Annotated in this window: 18 protein-coding genes; 4 read left to right on the top strand and 14 right to left on the bottom strand. The window is 62.1% G+C overall.

Translation table 11 applies throughout. From position 1 onward, the window contains the following. Positions 1-14: 14 nt before the first annotated feature. On the bottom strand, positions 15-797 hold the full coding sequence (locus ACP7E3_RS19035) for a class I SAM-dependent methyltransferase (RefSeq protein ID WP_017844714.1): 783 nt from the start codon (positions 795-797) through the stop codon (positions 15-17). A 96-nt stretch (positions 798-893) separates the two neighbouring features. On the opposite strand from ACP7E3_RS19035, the gene ACP7E3_RS19030 reads away from it, so the two are divergent. Further along, positions 894-1,514 carry a hypothetical protein gene (locus ACP7E3_RS19030; RefSeq protein ID WP_046384481.1) on the top strand — a complete coding sequence of 207 codons (621 nt, stop codon included), beginning with the start codon at positions 894-896 and terminating at the stop codon, positions 1,512-1,514. Positions 1,515-1,554: 40 nt separating this feature from the next. Here the strand turns inward: ACP7E3_RS19030 and ACP7E3_RS19025 are convergent, their stop codons facing one another. The 6 genes from ACP7E3_RS19025 to ppc form a co-directional block, all read right to left on the bottom strand. After that, a complete protein-coding gene (locus tag ACP7E3_RS19025; RefSeq protein WP_177029789.1) occupies positions 1,555-2,382 on the bottom strand; it encodes an isocitrate lyase/PEP mutase family protein in 828 nt (275 codons plus the stop codon). Positions 2,383-2,409: 27 nt separating this feature from the next. Next, positions 2,410-3,270, bottom strand: a complete 861-nt coding sequence (locus ACP7E3_RS19020) for a DUF72 domain-containing protein (protein ID WP_426124063.1) — start codon at positions 3,268-3,270, stop codon at positions 2,410-2,412. After that, entirely contained in the window at positions 3,270-3,569 is a 300-nt protein-coding gene (locus tag ACP7E3_RS19015; RefSeq protein WP_017844710.1) for a hypothetical protein, read from the bottom strand. The genes ACP7E3_RS19020 and ACP7E3_RS19015 overlap by 1 nt, the downstream gene beginning before the upstream one ends. Positions 3,570-3,729: 160 nt before the next feature. Beyond that, complete coding sequence (gene tsaB, locus ACP7E3_RS19010; protein ID WP_104903816.1) at positions 3,730-4,416, bottom strand: tRNA (adenosine(37)-N6)-threonylcarbamoyltransferase complex dimerization subunit type 1 TsaB; 687 nt, start codon at positions 4,414-4,416, stop codon at positions 3,730-3,732. 90 nt (positions 4,417-4,506) lie between these two features. Beyond that, entirely contained in the window at positions 4,507-5,154 is a 648-nt protein-coding gene (gene adk / locus ACP7E3_RS19005) for an adenylate kinase (RefSeq protein WP_046384484.1), read from the bottom strand. Positions 5,155-5,434: 280 nt separating this feature from the next. Further along, positions 5,435-8,080, bottom strand: coding sequence for a phosphoenolpyruvate carboxylase (gene ppc, locus ACP7E3_RS19000; RefSeq protein WP_046384485.1), 2,646 nt, complete (start codon positions 8,078-8,080; stop codon positions 5,435-5,437). A gap of 198 nt (positions 8,081-8,278) precedes the next feature. Between ppc and ACP7E3_RS18995 the strand changes: the two genes are divergently transcribed. From ACP7E3_RS18995 to ACP7E3_RS18985, 3 genes are all read left to right on the top strand, one after another. Then, positions 8,279-8,623: a hypothetical protein gene (locus ACP7E3_RS18995; RefSeq protein WP_017844706.1), complete on the top strand. Its 345-nt coding sequence runs from the start codon at positions 8,279-8,281 to the stop codon at positions 8,621-8,623. Positions 8,624-8,907: 284 nt separating this feature from the next. Beyond that, the gene (locus ACP7E3_RS18990) at positions 8,908-9,333 is read left to right on the top strand and encodes a DUF4398 domain-containing protein (protein WP_026139763.1); all 426 of its coding nucleotides are present in this window, start codon (positions 8,908-8,910) and stop codon (positions 9,331-9,333) included. A 56-nt stretch (positions 9,334-9,389) separates the two neighbouring features. Continuing rightward, entirely contained in the window at positions 9,390-10,175 is a 786-nt protein-coding gene (locus tag ACP7E3_RS18985; protein ID WP_017844704.1) for an OmpA family protein, read from the top strand. Between the two features lie 47 nt (positions 10,176-10,222). On the opposite strand, the gene ACP7E3_RS18980 is transcribed toward ACP7E3_RS18985, so the two are convergent. The 7 genes from ACP7E3_RS18980 to lysS form a co-directional block, all read right to left on the bottom strand. After that, the gene (locus tag ACP7E3_RS18980; protein WP_372813319.1) at positions 10,223-10,591 is read right to left on the bottom strand and encodes a hypothetical protein; all 369 of its coding nucleotides are present in this window, start codon (positions 10,589-10,591) and stop codon (positions 10,223-10,225) included. Between the two features lie 119 nt (positions 10,592-10,710). Beyond that, positions 10,711-11,037, bottom strand: a complete 327-nt coding sequence (locus ACP7E3_RS18975; RefSeq protein ID WP_017844702.1) for a hypothetical protein — start codon at positions 11,035-11,037, stop codon at positions 10,711-10,713. Further along, positions 11,034-11,939 (bottom strand): alpha/beta hydrolase, encoded by a 906-nt coding sequence (locus tag ACP7E3_RS18970; protein WP_046490139.1) that lies wholly within the window; start codon positions 11,937-11,939, stop codon positions 11,034-11,036. Before ACP7E3_RS18970 ends, ACP7E3_RS18975 begins: the two co-directional genes overlap by 4 nt. Positions 11,940-12,045: 106 nt before the next feature. Further along, entirely contained in the window at positions 12,046-13,323 is a 1,278-nt protein-coding gene (locus ACP7E3_RS18965; RefSeq protein WP_017844700.1) for a flavohemoglobin expression-modulating QEGLA motif protein, read from the bottom strand. Positions 13,324-13,344: 21 nt separating this feature from the next. Beyond that, positions 13,345-13,893: a hypothetical protein gene (locus tag ACP7E3_RS18960; RefSeq protein ID WP_261754164.1), complete on the bottom strand. Its 549-nt coding sequence runs from the start codon at positions 13,891-13,893 to the stop codon at positions 13,345-13,347. 15 nt (positions 13,894-13,908) lie between these two features. Further along, entirely contained in the window at positions 13,909-14,625 is a 717-nt protein-coding gene (locus tag ACP7E3_RS18955; RefSeq protein WP_017844698.1) for a TetR/AcrR family transcriptional regulator, read from the bottom strand. A gap of 106 nt (positions 14,626-14,731) precedes the next feature. Beyond that, entirely contained in the window at positions 14,732-16,234 is a 1,503-nt protein-coding gene (lysS, locus tag ACP7E3_RS18950; protein WP_046490136.1) for a lysine--tRNA ligase, read from the bottom strand. Positions 16,235-16,291 lie beyond the last annotated feature (57 nt).

The following is a 16,291-nucleotide window of genomic DNA, read 5'->3' as shown; positions in this document are numbered from 1 at the left end:
TTGTAGCGCGAGGCTCAGGACTTGAGTGCCTTTTTCGGATAGATGTCGTAGCGGCTGGATTTACCATCCAGCGCATGGCTCGGCTTGGGCCCCTCGATGCACGGCGCCTTGCGCGGGCGCTTGACCACCACGCGGTGACTGGCCAGGGCCAGCGCCGCCGCCAGCAGGGCCGGTGCGTCTGGATCATCGCCGACCAAGGGGCGGAACAGGCGCATTTCCTTCTTCACCAGGGCGGTTTTCTCACGGTGCGGGAACATCGGATCGAGGTAGATCACCTGGGGCGGCTCGCCTTGCCAATTGAGCATCACCTCGATGGAGTTGCCCTTGAGCAGCGTCATCCGCGCCACGATCGGCGCCACCTCAAAATCCTCCGCCGCGCGTGCCAGGCCATCCTCGAGCAATGCGCCGATCAGCGGCTGACGTTCGATCAGGCTCATCTCGCAGCCCAGGCTGGCCAGCACGAATGCGTCCTTGCCCAGCCCGGCCGTGGCGTCCAGCACCCGTGGGCGCACGCCCTGGGCGATGCCCACGGCCTTGGCGATCATCTGCCCGCTGCCGCCGCCGTACAACCGCCGATGCGCCGCGCCGCCTTCGACGAAATCCACGCGCACCGGCCCTGGCGCGTCAGGCCCGAGCTGTTGCAACTGCAGGCCTTGCTCCCCGACTTGCAGGGAAAACTCCGCATCCGCCAGCTGTAGCGGCAAGCCCAGCAGCGCAGCCCACTGTTCGGCGCGGGCCTGGAAGCCGTCGGCCAAGGCCTCGACTTGAATGCGGCTGGCCGCTGGTTGTTCGCTCATGAATCGCTACGCTCAAAAATATTAAGGATCGGCCAACAACGGCCGATAGAAACAAGGATCAGGTATTTTGCCAGAGCTGAGCGTCGACCGAGAAAAATGTCAGACATTCTTCCGCTAACCATCGGTGTACTGCCGACCCACAACCACTACGGCCTGCGCAATACTCAAGCGCTGGCCGGCGTCAGTCATGTGTGGCAGGACTTCTTCGCCCGCGCGTTGGCCGAGCAGCTCGGCGAAACGCCGGACGCGCTCGCGGCCAAGGCGCCAGCGCCGCTGGACCCAGCGGTGGAACCCAGTGCTGGTGCTGACCTGCTGTCGCAGATCCTCACCCAGCGTGAGTGCGACGTGAAAGACACTGAGATCGCCCCGCCCGAACCGCTGTTCCTGCCGATTGCCGAATTCGAAACCGAGTTGTTGCCACCGGCCGCCACGCCATTCCCGCAAGAAGAGATCGTCGCCCAGCAGCGCCAGCAGAATTTCGAAAGCACTTGGGTGCGCCCGATCGTGCTGAGCGCCGGCCAACCGCTACCGGAACCCGGCGCCGCGCCGGAACCGCGCCCATTGCACTTGCCGATCGCCGAGTTCGAACTGGACCTGCTGCCAGCGGCCGCCACGCCGTTCCCACAAGAAGAGCTGGCCGCCCAACAAAAGGCCCTGGACTTCGACTACCACTGGGCGCGTCCGCTGATCGTCAACAACCTGCGCCTGGCGGCATAAGCCTCAACGCCGCGCCCCATGCCGTGCGAACACGCGCCGCTTAATCCTTGAAGAATTGGCTGGCCTGGCTGTAGGGCATCGAGCGCTCGGTGAAAGTAAACGTGCCGGACTGGTACACCTCCTGCGCCGCGCGGTAAAACTCGCCATACGCCGCCAGCGCCATGGCCGAGCCCACGCTGATGCGCTTGACGCCCATCGCGCTCAACTGCGCCACACTGAGTTTCAGGCCGCCGGACATCAACACATTCACCGGTTTTGGGGCCACGGCCTTGACCACCGCCAGCACCTCCTCGGCACTGCGCAGCCCCGGCGCATAGAGCACGTCCGCACCGGCTTCGGCGTAGGCCTGCAGGCGGCGAATAGTGTCAGGCAAATCCAGGCGACCATGCAGGAGGTTTTCTGCACGGGCCGTCAGCATGAACGGGAATGGCAGGCTGCGCGCAGCAGCGACCGCAGCTTCCACACGCTCGACGGAAAGGTCAAAGGAATAGATCGGGTCGACGGCGATACCCGTGGCATCTTCGATGGAGCCACCGACGATACCGCTGGCCGCCGCGCGCAAAATGGTCCGGGCGCAACCGTCGGGGGTGTCGCTGAAGCCGTTTTCCAGGTCGGCGGCCACCGGCAACGCGGTGGCCTTGGCGATCATCGTGGCGTTGACCAGGGTGTCTTCCAGGGACAACGCCCCTTCGGCATCCGGGCGCCCCAGGCTGAACGCGTAGCCCGCGCTGGTGGTGGCCAGGGCTTCGAAGCCGAGGCTGGCGAGCATGATCGCCGAGCCTGCGTCCCACGGGTTGGGCATCACAAACGCACGATCGCGTGCATGCAGGGCCTTGAAGGTTTCGGCGCGAAGGGTTTGGGCATCCATGACTGACTCCTGGCGGGAAAAGGAGCCTTAGAGTAACCCCAGTTGCTGCGCTGCGGGTTCGCGGTGCAAGGTCGGCAACGCGGGCAAGCCGGGCAAACGTGCCATCAGTTTGGCGTGAAAACGCAGCGCCAGTTGCGCGGCGAGGCGGTTATCCGAGGTGTGCAGGAACACGTAGGGGGTGCGTCCCTCTTCGATCCAACCGGCGATCTTTTCCACCCACGGGATCAGGAAGGGGTCGTTGGCCTCAAGCTCGGGGTGGCCGATGAAGCGCACCTGGGGAAACAGGGTCAACGCCGCCGGACGCGGTGGTACCTTGGGTTTTTTCGCCTGGGCATGCAGCACCGCGGCCGAGGAGGATGTGCAACTGAACAGGGCGCGAGGGTCGAGGCAGATCCGTTCGACGCCACGGTCGCGCAGCAGGCGGTTGAGCATGCGCTCGGCATCGCCCTTGGCGAAGAATTGCGGGTGGCGCACTTCCACGGCCAGGGGGCGTTCCAGCCCGTCGATAAACCCGGCCAGTTCAGCGAGGCGCTGCGGCGAAAAGCTGGCCGACAATTGCAGCCACAGCGGCGAAATTCGCTCACCCAACGGGCTCATCAAGTCGACGAAACTGTGTGCCGCCGGCAGTTGCTCACGCAGGTCGCCACCGTGACTGATGTCACCGGGGAACTTGGCAGTGAAGCGAAAATCCGCGGGCATGATCTCAGCCCAGCGCTGCACGGTGGCGGCCGACGGGCGCGCATAAAACGTGGTGTTGCCTTCCACCGCGTTGAAGACTTGCGAGTAGAGGGCGAGGTAATCGCTGGAACGGGCATCGACAGGGTACAGGTACTCGCGCCAGGCGTTTTCACTCCAGGACGGGCAACCGATGAAATAAGGCAGGCGCATCAGATGTGGATGTCGAGACCCAGCACTTCCATATCCCATTCGACAAAGCCGGCGGTGGTCAGGTAGCTGGCCAGGGCGGTGGCAACGCTTTTGCTCATGGAGCGCGGGAAGACCATGTCTTGCTGGCGGGCAGGAAGACCACTGGTACGCGCATTTGCAGCGCCTTGGGGGCTGGACGCTTCGGACTGGACCTCGATGAAGTCCGGCGAATCCTCGACGGACTCGTCTACCGTGACGTTTGCCTTGCGCGGCTTACGCTTGAGGGGGTAGGACTGTGAGGAAAAGCCGTCTATACGCATCGATGCGAACTCGGTATCAGTAATGGCATTTTAGTGGCGCAATCCGTAGCGCGCAAATGCTCTGGTGATAACTAGAACACATAAATGGAAAAAGGTTTAAACGCCGGGGCAAATTCTGACGATTGGCGCGCTTTGGCCAAAAACACCCGTATTTTTGACGTCAAATTATCCCGCGTTCGGCCTTGGTCTGCGCGACTTTATCGCGCAGATACACCGGCGCAGCCTGGTCCGCAGCAATCGCTTCGCCGCGCTCGAACGCAAAGCGCGCCAGGGTCAGCAGGTCTTCGGCATGCGGCAGCATTGTGGCGTCCTGGCCAACCAGCGGCACACCGATGCGCTCGCCATAACCCCAGCCCGTACCGGCACCGAACCAATCACCGCTGGCATCGCTCGGCAACTCCGCCGCTTCGGGGGGCAGCACGGCCTCAACGCCTGCCAGGCGCATCTCGCCGTCGGTTTCGCGGTAGCAGCCCCAATAGACTTCATCCATCCGCGCATCGATCGCCGCCGCCACTTGCCGCGCACCGTGTTCACGCAACGCACGCTGGGCCAGTACGGCGAGGTTGGACACCGGCAACACCGGGCGCTCCAACGCAAAGGCCAGGCCCTGGACCACGCCGATGGCGATACGCACGCCGGTAAAGGCGCCCGGGCCACGGCCGAAGGCGATGGCGTCCACGGCCGACAGGCTCGTGCCGGCGTCCTCCAGCAGTTGCTTGATCATCGGCAACAGCTTCTGCGCGTGCAGGCGCGGGATCACCTCGTAGTGGCTGGTGACCTTGCCATCGTGCAGCAAGGCAACCGAGCAAGCTTCAGTCGCAGTGTCCAGGGCCAGCAGGGTGCTCATCGGTGTCGGTGTCCAAGTCGAAAAAAAGTGCGCCAGTATAAACAACAACGGCCCGCAAGCGGGCCGTTGTGCGTAAAGCCGATGGTTCGATCAGCTCAGTGCTTGCAGCACCTTGCCGGTGATCGCTTCCACCGAGCCGACGCCAGGGATGTGGCTGTACTTCGGCTTGCCTTGGGCAGCCGACAGCTTCTGGTAGAAATCCACCAGCGGCTTGGTCTGGGAATGGTAGACCGACAGGCGATGACGCACGGTTTCTTCGGTGTCGTCTTTACGCTGCACCAGGTCTTCACCGGTGACATCGTCCTTGCCTTCGACTTTCGGCGGGTTGTAGATGGTGTGGTACACGCGACCCGAGGCCTCGTGAACGCGGCGACCGGCGATACGCTGCACGATCTCTTCGTCTTCAACCGCGATTTCGACCACGGCGTCCAACTCGACACCTGCCGTCACCAGGGCTTCTGCCTGGGGAATGGTGCGTGGGAAGCCGTCGAACAGGAAGCCATTGGCGCAATCGGGTTGCGCGATACGGTCCTTGACCAGCGCGATGATCAGGTCATCGGAAACCAGACCGCCAGCATCCATGATGCTTTTGGCTTTAATGCCCAGCTCGGTGCCTGCTTTTACCGCAGCGCGCAGCATGTCACCGGTGGAGATTTGTGGAATGCCAAATTTTTCAGTGATGAACTTTGCCTGAGTACCTTTACCGGCCCCGGGAGCTCCCAGCAGAATGACGCGCATCGATGTGCTCCTCAATTTTTTATAGAGATGACGCTCGGATTCGCCGCGTGGGGCCAATCTCGTAAAAATGTGGGTCCAGGCCGCCCAAACGGCCAAAGGCTGATCAAGATACACAGCAGGCCTTAACCACACAAGCCGCCAAAAGTAGGAAAAACCCGCACCACACATGCGTCATAGGAGAGGTGTGCCTGAGTGCAACCCTCCCCCCTAAACGCCGACCGCCCTGTTAAGGACGGCCGTCGTGGGTTATCTGCAAGCCGTTGAGCACACGCAAAAAACCTCAGCCTGTATTGCGCAAGCCGGCGGCGATACCGGCCACGGACACCAGCAACGCCTGTTCCAGAGGGCTGTCCTGTGCCGCTTCCTGGCGACGCGAGCGCGCCAGCAATTCGGCCTGCAACAGGTGCAAGGGGTCGAGGTAGGTGTTGCGCAGGCGGATGAACTCCAGGGTGTCCGGGCTATGGGCCAGCAGTTGCGACTGGCCAGTCAGGCCAAGCACCACCTGGCAGGCCTGCGACAATAGGTCGCGTAAATGCGCGCCCAACGGCAACAGCTCGGGCTGCACCAGGCGCTCGTCATAGAGCCGCGCGATATCGGCATCGGCCTTGGCCAGCACCATTTCCAGCATATCGATGCGGGTGCGGAAGAACGGCCATTGCTCGCGCATCTGCCCCAGCAACTCGCCTTCCCCGCGCTCCAGCGCCTTGCTCAACGCCGCTTCCCAGCCGAGCCAGGCGGGCAGCATCAGGCGGGTCTGGGTCCAGCCGAAGATCCACGGGATCGCCCGCAGGCTTTCAATACCACCGGCACGGCGTTTGGCCGGGCGACTGCCCAAGGGCAGGCGCCCCAGCTCCTGCTCCGGGGTGGACTGGCGGAAATACTCGACGAATTGCGGATTTTCCCGCACCACCGCGCGGTAGGCGCTGACGCCGTCCGCTGCCAATTCATCCATCAAATGGCGCCAGTCCGGCTGCGGTGGTGGCGGCGGCAACAACGTCGCTTCCAACACCGCCGCCAGGTACAGATTGAGGTTCTGCTCGGCGATGTCCGGCAGGCCGAATTTGAAGCGGATCATTTCGCCTTGTTCAGTGGTGCGGAACCGCCCCGCCACCGAGCCCGGCGGTTGCGACAGAATCGCCGCGTGGGCCGGGCCGCCGCCTCGTCCGACGGTGCCGCCGCGACCATGGAACAACAGCAGTTCCACCTGTTGCTCGCGACAGATATCCACCAGACGTTCCTGCGCCCGGTACTGCGCCCAGGCGGCGGCGGTGGTGCCGGCGTCCTTGGCCGAGTCCGAGTAGCCGATCATCACTTCCTGCGGGCCTTGCAGCCGCGCGCGGTAACCCGGCAGCAGCAACAGTTTTTCGATCACCGGGCCGGCGTTGTCCAGGTCGGCCAGGGTTTCGAACAGCGGCGCCACGCGCATCGGCCGTTGCACGCCCGACTCTTTGAGCAACAGTTGCACCGCCAGCACATCCGACGCGGCGCCGGCCATGGAAATGACATACGAGCCCAGGGACGCGGCCGGGGCGGCGGCGATTTCCCGGCAGGTGTTCAACACCTCGGCGGTATCCGCCGACGGCTTGAAATAGCCCGGCAGCAGCGGTCGACGATTGACCAGTTCCTTCATCAGGAAGCCGATACGCATCTCTTCGTTCCAGTCTTCGTAACGCCCCAGACCGAGGTAATCGGTGATTTCGGTCATCGCCGCGGTGTGGCGGCTGGCGTCCTGGCGCACATCCAGGCGCACCAGGAACAGGCCAAAGGTGACGGCGCGGCGCAGGCAATCGAGCAACGGACCATCGGCGATCACGCCCATGCCGCACTCATGCAGCGACTGGTAGCACAGCTCCAGCGGGTCCAGCAGGTCGCGGTTGTGTTGCAGCACATCCGCCGGTGCCGGGATGGTCGCGCTCAATGCGGCTTGGGCCCATTGGCGGGTCGCCCGCAGGCGATCACGCAGTTGCTTGAGCAGCACGCGATACGGCTCGACGCTGTCGCCGACCTTGGCCTGCAACGCCGGGCTGGCCTGCTGCATCGACAGCTCCGAGGCCAACTGATCGATATCGCGCAAGTACAGATCGGCCGCCATCCAGCGCGCCAGCAGCAAGACTTCGCGGGTGACCGGCGCGGTGACATTCGGGTTGCCGTCACGGTCGCCGCCCATCCACGAGGCGAAGCGAATCGGCGCCGCTTCCAAAGGCAGGCGCAGGCCGGTGGCGGCCTGCAACGCATGGTCGGCCTTGCGCAGGTAATTCGGGATCGCCTGCCATAACGAGTGCTCGATCACCGCGAAGCCCCATTTGGCTTCATCCACGGGCGTGGGCCGGGTACGGCGGATTTCCTCGGTGTGCCAGGCCTCGGCGATCAGCCGTTGCAGGCGCTCGCGGATCTGTTCGCGCTCGGCGGTGGTGAGGTCACGGTGATCCTTCAGCGCCAGTTGCGCGGCAATCGCGTCGTATTTCTGGATCAGGGTGCGACGGGCCACTTCGGTGGGGTGCGCGGTGAGGACCAGCTCGATCTCCAGGCGCCCCAACTGACGGGCCAGGGATTCATTGCTGTGGCCTTCGCGTTGCAGGCGCGCCAACAACTCCGGCAACACCCGCGATTCGAAAGGCGCCGGTTGCGACTCATCGCGCCGATGAATCAACTGATACTGCTCGGCGATGTTGGCCAGGTTGAGGAACTGGTTGAAGGCCCGGGCGACCGGCAACAGTTCGTTTTCCTGCAGTTGGTTCAGACTGGCGCTGAGTTCCTCGCCCGCCGCCTGATCGGCCACCGCGCCACGCCGGTCAGCCTTGGCGCCTTTGCGGATCTGCTCGATCTTGTCGAGAAAATCATCGCCGTACTGCTCTCGAATGGTGTTGCCCAACAGTTCACCCAGCAGGTGAACATCCTCACGCAAGCGTGCATCGATATCACTCATCAGCCAATCTCCAGCCAGAAATCCGGGACGCGCAGGCCTTCCAGAGTGCCGCCCGCGTCACTTTCTGACAAGGCCAAGCACAAACCACTTTAAACCTTGTGGCTTACAGCTAGTCTCATGAGTGAGTCGCCGCGTTTATCCACGCTGGCGGCTGGTCGCTCATCACCGCCCGTTACCCAGGGTTTTATTGAGGTTGCCATGAAAATTCGAGAACTGGCCCAGCATTGGGAAGAAAACGCCAAGGGTCGCCTGACCAAGACGGAGTACGCGATCCATCTGGACGTGGAATCCGCCGCCCGCCTGGCGGCCATTGCGGAGATGTACCCCAAGCGCCACCCCGAAGAATTGCTCGGCGAGCTGATCGGCGCCGCCCTCGAAGAGCTGGAAACCAGCTTTCCGTACATCAAGGGCCAGCATGTGATTGCCACCGACGAAGAGGGTGATCCGTTGTATGAAGACGTTGGCCCCACCCCGCGCTTCCTGACATTGTCGCGCCGCTATCTGCACGACATGTCGGCCGGCGCCGACGAACCGAAGCACTGATCAGCCGTTCTTAAACACCCTCCATCCCGCGTATTTCCGGGCCTCACAAGGGCCCGGCATACCTCTGCGCGCGGCAAAAGTTCAAGCCAAAAAGCACTGACCGATCAGTCAGGTATTTTTTCAGGCCAATAGCCATCTTCTCTGAACTTTTGAAAAAAGCCGCAGGTCACAACCAGTAAGCCATCACTTGGAACGGCCGTTTGAATAGGCGTTTCGTGCTTTACCGCCGGGCCCGCAGCCGCTGACCAGTGCGATGGATTTTGATGTTTTTGAGGCGTTATCCAATGGAGTTGAAGACGATGAAGACCAGCACTGCCAAATCCACGTTTAACCACCTGCGCGGGCTCAAACTGGCCGCGTTGGCCATCGGCACTAGCTTCGTCCTGGCGGGCTGCGCTGGCAACCCACCGACCGAGCAATACGCGGTGACTCAGTCTGCGGTCAACAGCGCAGTCAGCGCCGGCGGCACCGAGTTCGCCGCCGTGGAAATGAAGTCGGCCCAGGACAAGCTCAAGCAAGCCGAAATTGCCATGCACGACAAAAACTATGACGAAGCCCGTCGCCTGGCCGAGCAAGCCGAATGGGACGCCCGCGTCGCTGAGCGTAAAGCCCAGGCCGCCAAGGCCGAGCAGGCGGTGAAGGACTCGCAGAAAGCGGTTGATGAACTGCGCAAGGAAGGCATGCGCCCGGCTGCTATCCAACAGAAATAAGCCGCCGCCCCTTGGCTGCATCGCACCTGATATCGAATTGAAAGGACGACACGACTATGCGCAAACAATTGATGATCCCTGCCCTGCTGGCGATGAGCGTTGCTCTGGCAGCATGCTCCACTCCGCCGAACGCGAACCTGGAAAATGCACGGACCAACTTCTCGGCCCTGCAGTCCAACCCGCAAGCCACCAAAGTGGCGGCCCTGGAAACCAAGGACGCCAGCGAATGGCTGGACAAGGCTGACAAGGCTTACCGCGACAAGGAAGACCAGAAGAAAGTCGACCAATTGGCCTACCTGACCAACCAGCGCGTTGAAGTGGCCAAAGACACCATCGCGCTGCGCGAATCCGAAGCCAAACTGAAAAACGCCGGTGACGAGCGCGCCCGCGCCTTGCTCGATGCCCGCGATGCGCAGATCAAGCAACTGCAAGACAGCCTGAACGCCAAGCAGACCGAGCGTGGCACCCTGGTGACCTTTGGTGACGTGCTGTTTGCCACCAACAAGTCCGACCTGAAGTCCAACGGCCTGGTCAACATCACCAAACTGGCGCAGTTCCTGCGCGATAACCCGGACCGTAAAGTGATCGTCGAAGGCTACACCGACAGCACCGGTTCCGACTCGTACAACCAGAGCCTGTCCGAGCGCCGTGCGGCCTCCGTACAGCGCGCACTGGCCCAGCAAGGCGTGGACATTTCGCGCATCGTGACCCAGGGCTATGGCAAGGAATACCCGGTGGCCGATAACGGCAGCGTTTCCGGGCGCGCCATGAACCGCCGCGTTGAAGTGACCATCTCCAACGACAACCAGCCGGTCAAGCCACGTTCGTCCGTCGCTTACTGATCGATGCTGGAAAAAAACCCACCTGAACGGTGGGTTTTTTTTGCCTGTCAGGCGCCGATCTTACGACCGTTGTCGCTGTCCGGCATCATCGCTTCCATGCCTTGGCGCCCGGCCATCATCTTCTTCAGTTTCTCCATATCCAGTTGATCGCCGGAACCGCCAGAGCCCGAGGAATCGCCACCGCCCTGAGCACCGCCACTGCCCTGAGCACCGCCACCGCCTTGAGCACCGCCACCGCCTTGAGCACCGCCACCGCCCTGAGCACCGTTGCTGCCTTCCAGTTTCTCCAGAAGCTTCTTGATCAGCTCGGCCCCCATCTTACCCGGCTGCTGCCCAACCTCTTGCAAGCCCCCCTGATCAAGGCTGTTCTGCCCATTGACCATGCCCATTGCTCTATCGAGTGCACTGATAGCCATACCGCTCTCCCGGATTTTTTCGTAAGGATTGTTATCAGCAACGCTGACAAGCCAATCAGTGGCGTCTTACGCAAAACGGTTCCAGAAATTTCAGGCCGGGCGGTACTGCGCGCAACGGTTTATTGCTGCAACTGTGGGGTTTCCTGACCGACGCAACGCACGGCCTGCTTTTTGTTGTTCACCAGCACACCGCTGAGGCCTTTTTGCTCGGTATCGAACATCACCAGCACGCCATCGACGCATTGCGCCACTTGCGCCGCCGGGGTCAGGGAGATCTTGTAGTCCTCGCCGGGCACGGTCTTGAGCATGGTGAAGTCGCTGAGCAGCAACGCGTCTTCCGGTTTGGCGAAATGCAGGTAGCCATAAAACCACAGGCAGCCGACGGTGCCGATGATGGTGCCGATACCGGTGAGGATCAGCGGGATCATGTTGCGTTCTTCGCTCATTGCGGGCTCTCTGATGAGTCAACTTTAGGAATAGGGTAATTCGGAATCTCGCCCAGGCGACGCAGGCCGTTGAAGTGTTGCGGGTCGTCCAGATAACGCAGCATCACAGTTTGCCAGGTCTTGTCGGCAAAGGTCTGCACATGGCCGCCGCGGGTCAGTTGCAACACCCTGGGTGCAGGCGCGGCCTGATACAAGCGGATGCCATTGGACAGCGGTACGATCGGGTCATCGAGGCTGTGGAACAGCAGTTTCGGGACTCCGCTCAACTGGGGCATGCCATTGATCGCACTGTCGGCGTCGGGCACCAGCCAAGACAAGGGCACCTGAAACGGCCATGTTAACCAGGAGGTGCTCAGGGCGAATTGTCCTACATCACGATAACTGGCGGGCACGCCGTCCAGCACCAGGGCCTTGAGGTGGGCCTGCCGCTCGGGGTGGGCCGCCAGGTAATGCACGGCCAGCGCGCCGCCCAGGCTTTGGCCGAGGACGATCAACGGCTGGCCCTGGGTTTCGGGCGCCTTGTCGATCCAGCTGAAAGCCGCGTCGACGTCCTGATAGATCGCCGGCAGCGACGGCTTGCCTTGCGACAGCCCATAGCCGCGATAGTCCAGCAACAGCACTTGATAGCCCTGCTCCGGCAACCACCAACTGCCGCCCAGGTGCCAGGCCAGGTTGCCGCCGTTGCCGTGCAGGTGCAGCACCGTGCCCTTGAGCGGCACTCCCGGCTTGGCCGGCAGCCACCAGGCATGCAGCTTGACGCCATCGGCGGTGGTGAGCGTGACGTCGCGATACGCCAGGTGCGCCTTTTGCGGCGTGAACGGCAAGCCGGGCTCCGGGTAGAACAGCAGGGAGCTGCAGCCGTTCAGTGTGAGTAACAGGCAAAGAATGCCGAGGATTCTCATCCGTTGAAGCCTCGCTGATAGTCGAAATGTTCAGGCGTGTGCAGGTCCAACAAGGTGGGAGCACGCCCCCTCCCACCTTGTTGGACCGGTTGGGTCAGTTCAGCCTTTACAGGATGTTGGAGTAATCCGCCTCGATCCGATCCAGGCTCAAATGGTTGAGGAAGTTGGAGAAACACATCCACGCCGCCAGGGCGTTCATGTCGCGGAACTGCTCCGGCAGGTATTTGGGCGGCACCACCAGGCCTTCGTCGATCAGTTGGCGCAGGGTACGCATGTCTTCCAGGGTGGTCTTGCCGCAGAACAGCAACGGCACTTGTTCCAGCTTGCCTTTGCGCACGGCCAGCTGGATGTAGTTGTAGACCATGATAAAGCCCTTGAGGTAGGACAAATCCTTGGTAAACGGCAGACCGTTCGGCACCGAACCGCGAAACACCCGGCTGGCGTTGCCGTAGCTCTCGGCCATTTCAAAACCTTGCTCGCGGAAAAACTCGAACACCTGCAGGAAATCGGCGCCCTCTTCCACCATGTGGATGGCACGGGTGCGGTTGGTCAGCTTGCGCAAGCGACTCGGGTAGGAGGCGAAGGTGATGATTTCCATCAGGATCGCCAGGCCTTCCTGGGTCACGGTCGACGATGGCGGGCCCTTGGACAGGAAGGTGCAGATCGGCTGGTTCAGGCCGTTGAGGGTGGTGCCCACATGCACCAGGCCTTCATGCACTTCGAGGGCGCGCACGTCGCGCTCGTTGAACATCGCATCGGCGCGGATCTTGATGTAGTCGGCCCCCGCCGCTGCGTCGGCGACGATGCCGTCGGACTCGAACACGCGGATGGTTTCCTCGGCCTCGCCAAACACCTTGTTCAGACGGGTTTGCAGCAGGCTGACCGCGTCCTTGGCGGTGAGGGTCTTGGCCTCGTCCTTCAGGTCGCCACGCACGTCGATATTGTTCAGGTAGTCGGAGAGCATCAGGCCGAGGTCGGCCAGGGTCGGGTCGCCGGCATGGAAGGCATCGGAGGCGGCGCCGTAGAGTTCCTGGGAAATCAGGCCGAAATCCTCGGTGCCGCGCGCTTCGAGCATACGCACCACCATGCGGTACTCCCGGCACATGCGGCGCATGATCTGCCCTACGGGGCTGAACTGGCCGAGGCGGCGGGTGATGTCGCGCTCGATGTTCTGAAACTCCAGCTTCACCGCGCTCGAATCGAACGACAGCGGCCGGTTCAGGTAGTAATCGCGGTCTACCGCGGGCATTGCCTTGCCCTTGGCCTTGAGGAAGCCTTGGCGAATGTTGTCGTCCCATTTCACTGCGTCGAGGACGCGGATCGGTGTTTGCGCCAGCACAATGCGATCGGACAAACTGCGTATCGTCTGCTGGTAATCGTCCACCCGGTACTTCCTCTTTAAACGTTATTTATCCGCACGCCGGTAGCGCGCAGCTTCAACGAACACATCGGCATTGGCCGGGTCATCCAGGTAGGCAAACACCTGGTCCATCGGGCTGTCGACCAGTACGCCGGGGCCTTCCACGGTGTCCACCGTGCTGCCGTGCAACGACCGCTGCCCGATGGCCTGGTGAATTTGCTCGAGGTCGAGGTTATAGACCACTAATTCGTGCGTTTCGTCGAGTTCGAACCCCGCCAGGACGTAATGCCCACCGAGTTTGCCCGGCAACGGCGCCGACAGATACCAGCGATTGCCATGGCGCGAGACGCTGAACACATACTCATCACGCTGGCCGGGCTTGGCCTGAGGGTAGCTCACGGCTTTGTAGCGGTGTTTGCCGGCGCGGCTGATCTGCAGGTTGAGCGGCTCGCCCCAGGCATTCTTGCTCGTCCATTGGCCCACCAGCGCAGCGGGCGCCGCCTCGCTGGTCGGCAGCGGTTCCTTGAAGGTCACCAGGCAACCGCTGAGGAAGAGGAACGACAAGGCGACGACCGCGACACGCCAGGCTTTCATTGGACACTCCCGGTGTCAGACCGAGGCCAACACCAAATGCATGTAACGCTTGAGGATCTCAAGCATGTCGTCAGCGCTCAGCGGTTCCGCGCCGTCCAGCAGGCCCTGATATTCCATCCGACCGATAATCGCCGTCAACACTTTGGCATCCTGTTGCGGCTCGCGCGAGCCCAATACCTGGAAAAACTGCCCGGTGCCCTGCAACAGGATCTGCTGGTGAGAACGCACCAGCTCGGCCAGGCGCGGGTTGAGCAAGGCTTCCTGGCGAAAGGCCTGTTCGGCCATCAAGTACTCGCGACGATTGCTCAATTGGCGCTGCACGTAATCGGCGGTCAACCGCGCAATGTCATCGGCCAGTTGCGAACGCGACTCCGGGCTGCCATCGCCATACGCGACCATCTCGCGCAACAAGCCTTCGTTACGCACCCACAGCTTGCCCATGAATGCGGCGCTGCGCTCGACGTATTGGGCGAAGGTATCGGTGAGCAGGTCATCGATGTCCTTGAAGTAATAGGTGGTCGCCGACAGGGGCACCCCAGCTTCCGCCGCCACGGCACGGTGACGCACGGCTCGCACGCCATCACGCACCACGATACGCATGGCGGCATCGAGAATATCTTGCCTGCGTTGCTCGCTGCCCCGACGACTGGCCTTGCGGCCCTGGTACTGGACACTTTCAGCCACGGCAGCGGCAATGCCAGCGGCTCCTTCCTGAGCGATTACGCGGTTCACGACACACATCCTTGAAAAGATCAAAACCTGGCGCTGTTTGCTTGACGCTTATTTACGCCACATAAAAAAGCCGCCTTATAAAAGGCGGCTTCGGATTTCGCTACGGTTACGCTTGTGGCCGCATATGCGGGAACAAGATCACGTCGCGGATCGACGGCGAGTTGGTCAGCAACATCACCAGGCGGTCGATGCCGATGCCTTCGCCCGCGGTCGGCGGCATGCCGTACTCCAGGGCGCGCACGAAGTCGGCGTCGTAGTGCATGGCTTCGTCGTCGCCGGCGTCCTTGTCGGCCACCTGGGCCATGAAGCGCTCGGCCTGGTCTTCCGCGTCGTTGAGCTCGGAGTAGGCGTTGGCGATTTCGCGGCCGCCGATGAACAGTTCGAAACGGTCGGTGACGTTCGGGTTGTCATCGTTGCGACGGGCCAGCGGCGACACTTCGAACGGGTACTGGGTAATGAAGTGCGGCTGTTCCAGCTTGTGCTCCACCAGCTCTTCGAAAATCATCACCTGCAGCTTGCCCAGGCCTTCGAAGCCCAGCACCTTGGCGCCGGCTTTCTTGGCGATGGCGCGGGCCTTGTCGATGTCGGTCAGGTCGTCGGCAGTCAACTCAGGGTTGTACTTGAGGATCGAGTCGAACACCGACAGCCGCACGAACGGCTCGCCGAAGTGGAACACCTTGTCGCCATACGGCACGTCGGTGCTGCCCAGGACCAGTTGCGCCAGTTCGCGGAACAGTTCTTCGGTCAGGTCCATGTTGTCTTCGTAGTCGGCGTAGGCCTGGTAGAACTCCAACATGGTGAACTCAGGGTTGTGCCGGGTCGAGACGCCTTCGTTGCGGAAGTTGCGGTTGATCTCGAAGACTTTTTCGAAGCCGCCGACCACGAGGCGCTTGAGGTACAGCTCCGGCGCGATACGCAGGTACATGCCCATGTCCAGCGCGTTGTGGTGGGTTTCGAACGGCTTGGCTGCGGCCCCCCCGGGGATGGTCTGCAGCATCGGCGTTTCCACTTCCAGGAAGTCACGCTTCATCAGGAAGGCGCGGGTGTGGGCAATCACTTGCGAACGCACGCGGAAGGTGTGGCGCACGTCTTCGTTGACGATCAGGTCAACGTAGCGCTGGCGATAACGCTGCTCGGTGTCGGACAGGCCGTGGTGCTTGTCCGGCAGCGGGCGCAGGGATTTGGTCAGCAGGCGCACGCTGGTCATTTCAACGTACAGGTCGCCCTTGCCGGAACGGGCCAGGGTGCCTTCGGCGGCGATGATGTCGCCCAGGTCCCAGGTTTTCACGGCGGCCAGGGTTTCTTCCGGCAGGGTCTTGCGGTTGACGTAGACCTGGATGCGCCCGGACATGTCCTGGATCACCATGAACGAGCCACGGTTGAGCATGATGCGACCTGCCACCTTGACCGGGATCGCAGCCTCTGCCAGCTCTTCCTTGGTCTTGTCCGCGTACTGTTTCTGCAAGTCTTCGCAGTAGGCATCGCGGCGGAAGTCGTTGGGGAAGGCATTGCCCTTGGCGCGCTCGGCAGCAAGCTTTTCCTTGCGCAGGGCGATCAGGGAGTTTTCTTCCTGTTGCAGGGCTTGCGGGTCGAGTTGTTGGTCGCTCATGTCTTTAAATTTTCCATCACAGGTTCGTTGCCCCCGCCACTGACGGGGGACTTGAGG

Source organism: Pseudomonas sp. PSPC2-3, assembly GCF_049898265.1.
GTDB lineage: Bacteria > Pseudomonadota > Gammaproteobacteria > Pseudomonadales > Pseudomonadaceae > Aquipseudomonas > Aquipseudomonas veronii.
The sequence above is the reverse complement of the archived record's forward strand: the minus strand, read 5'-3'. Positions and strand labels throughout refer to the sequence as shown.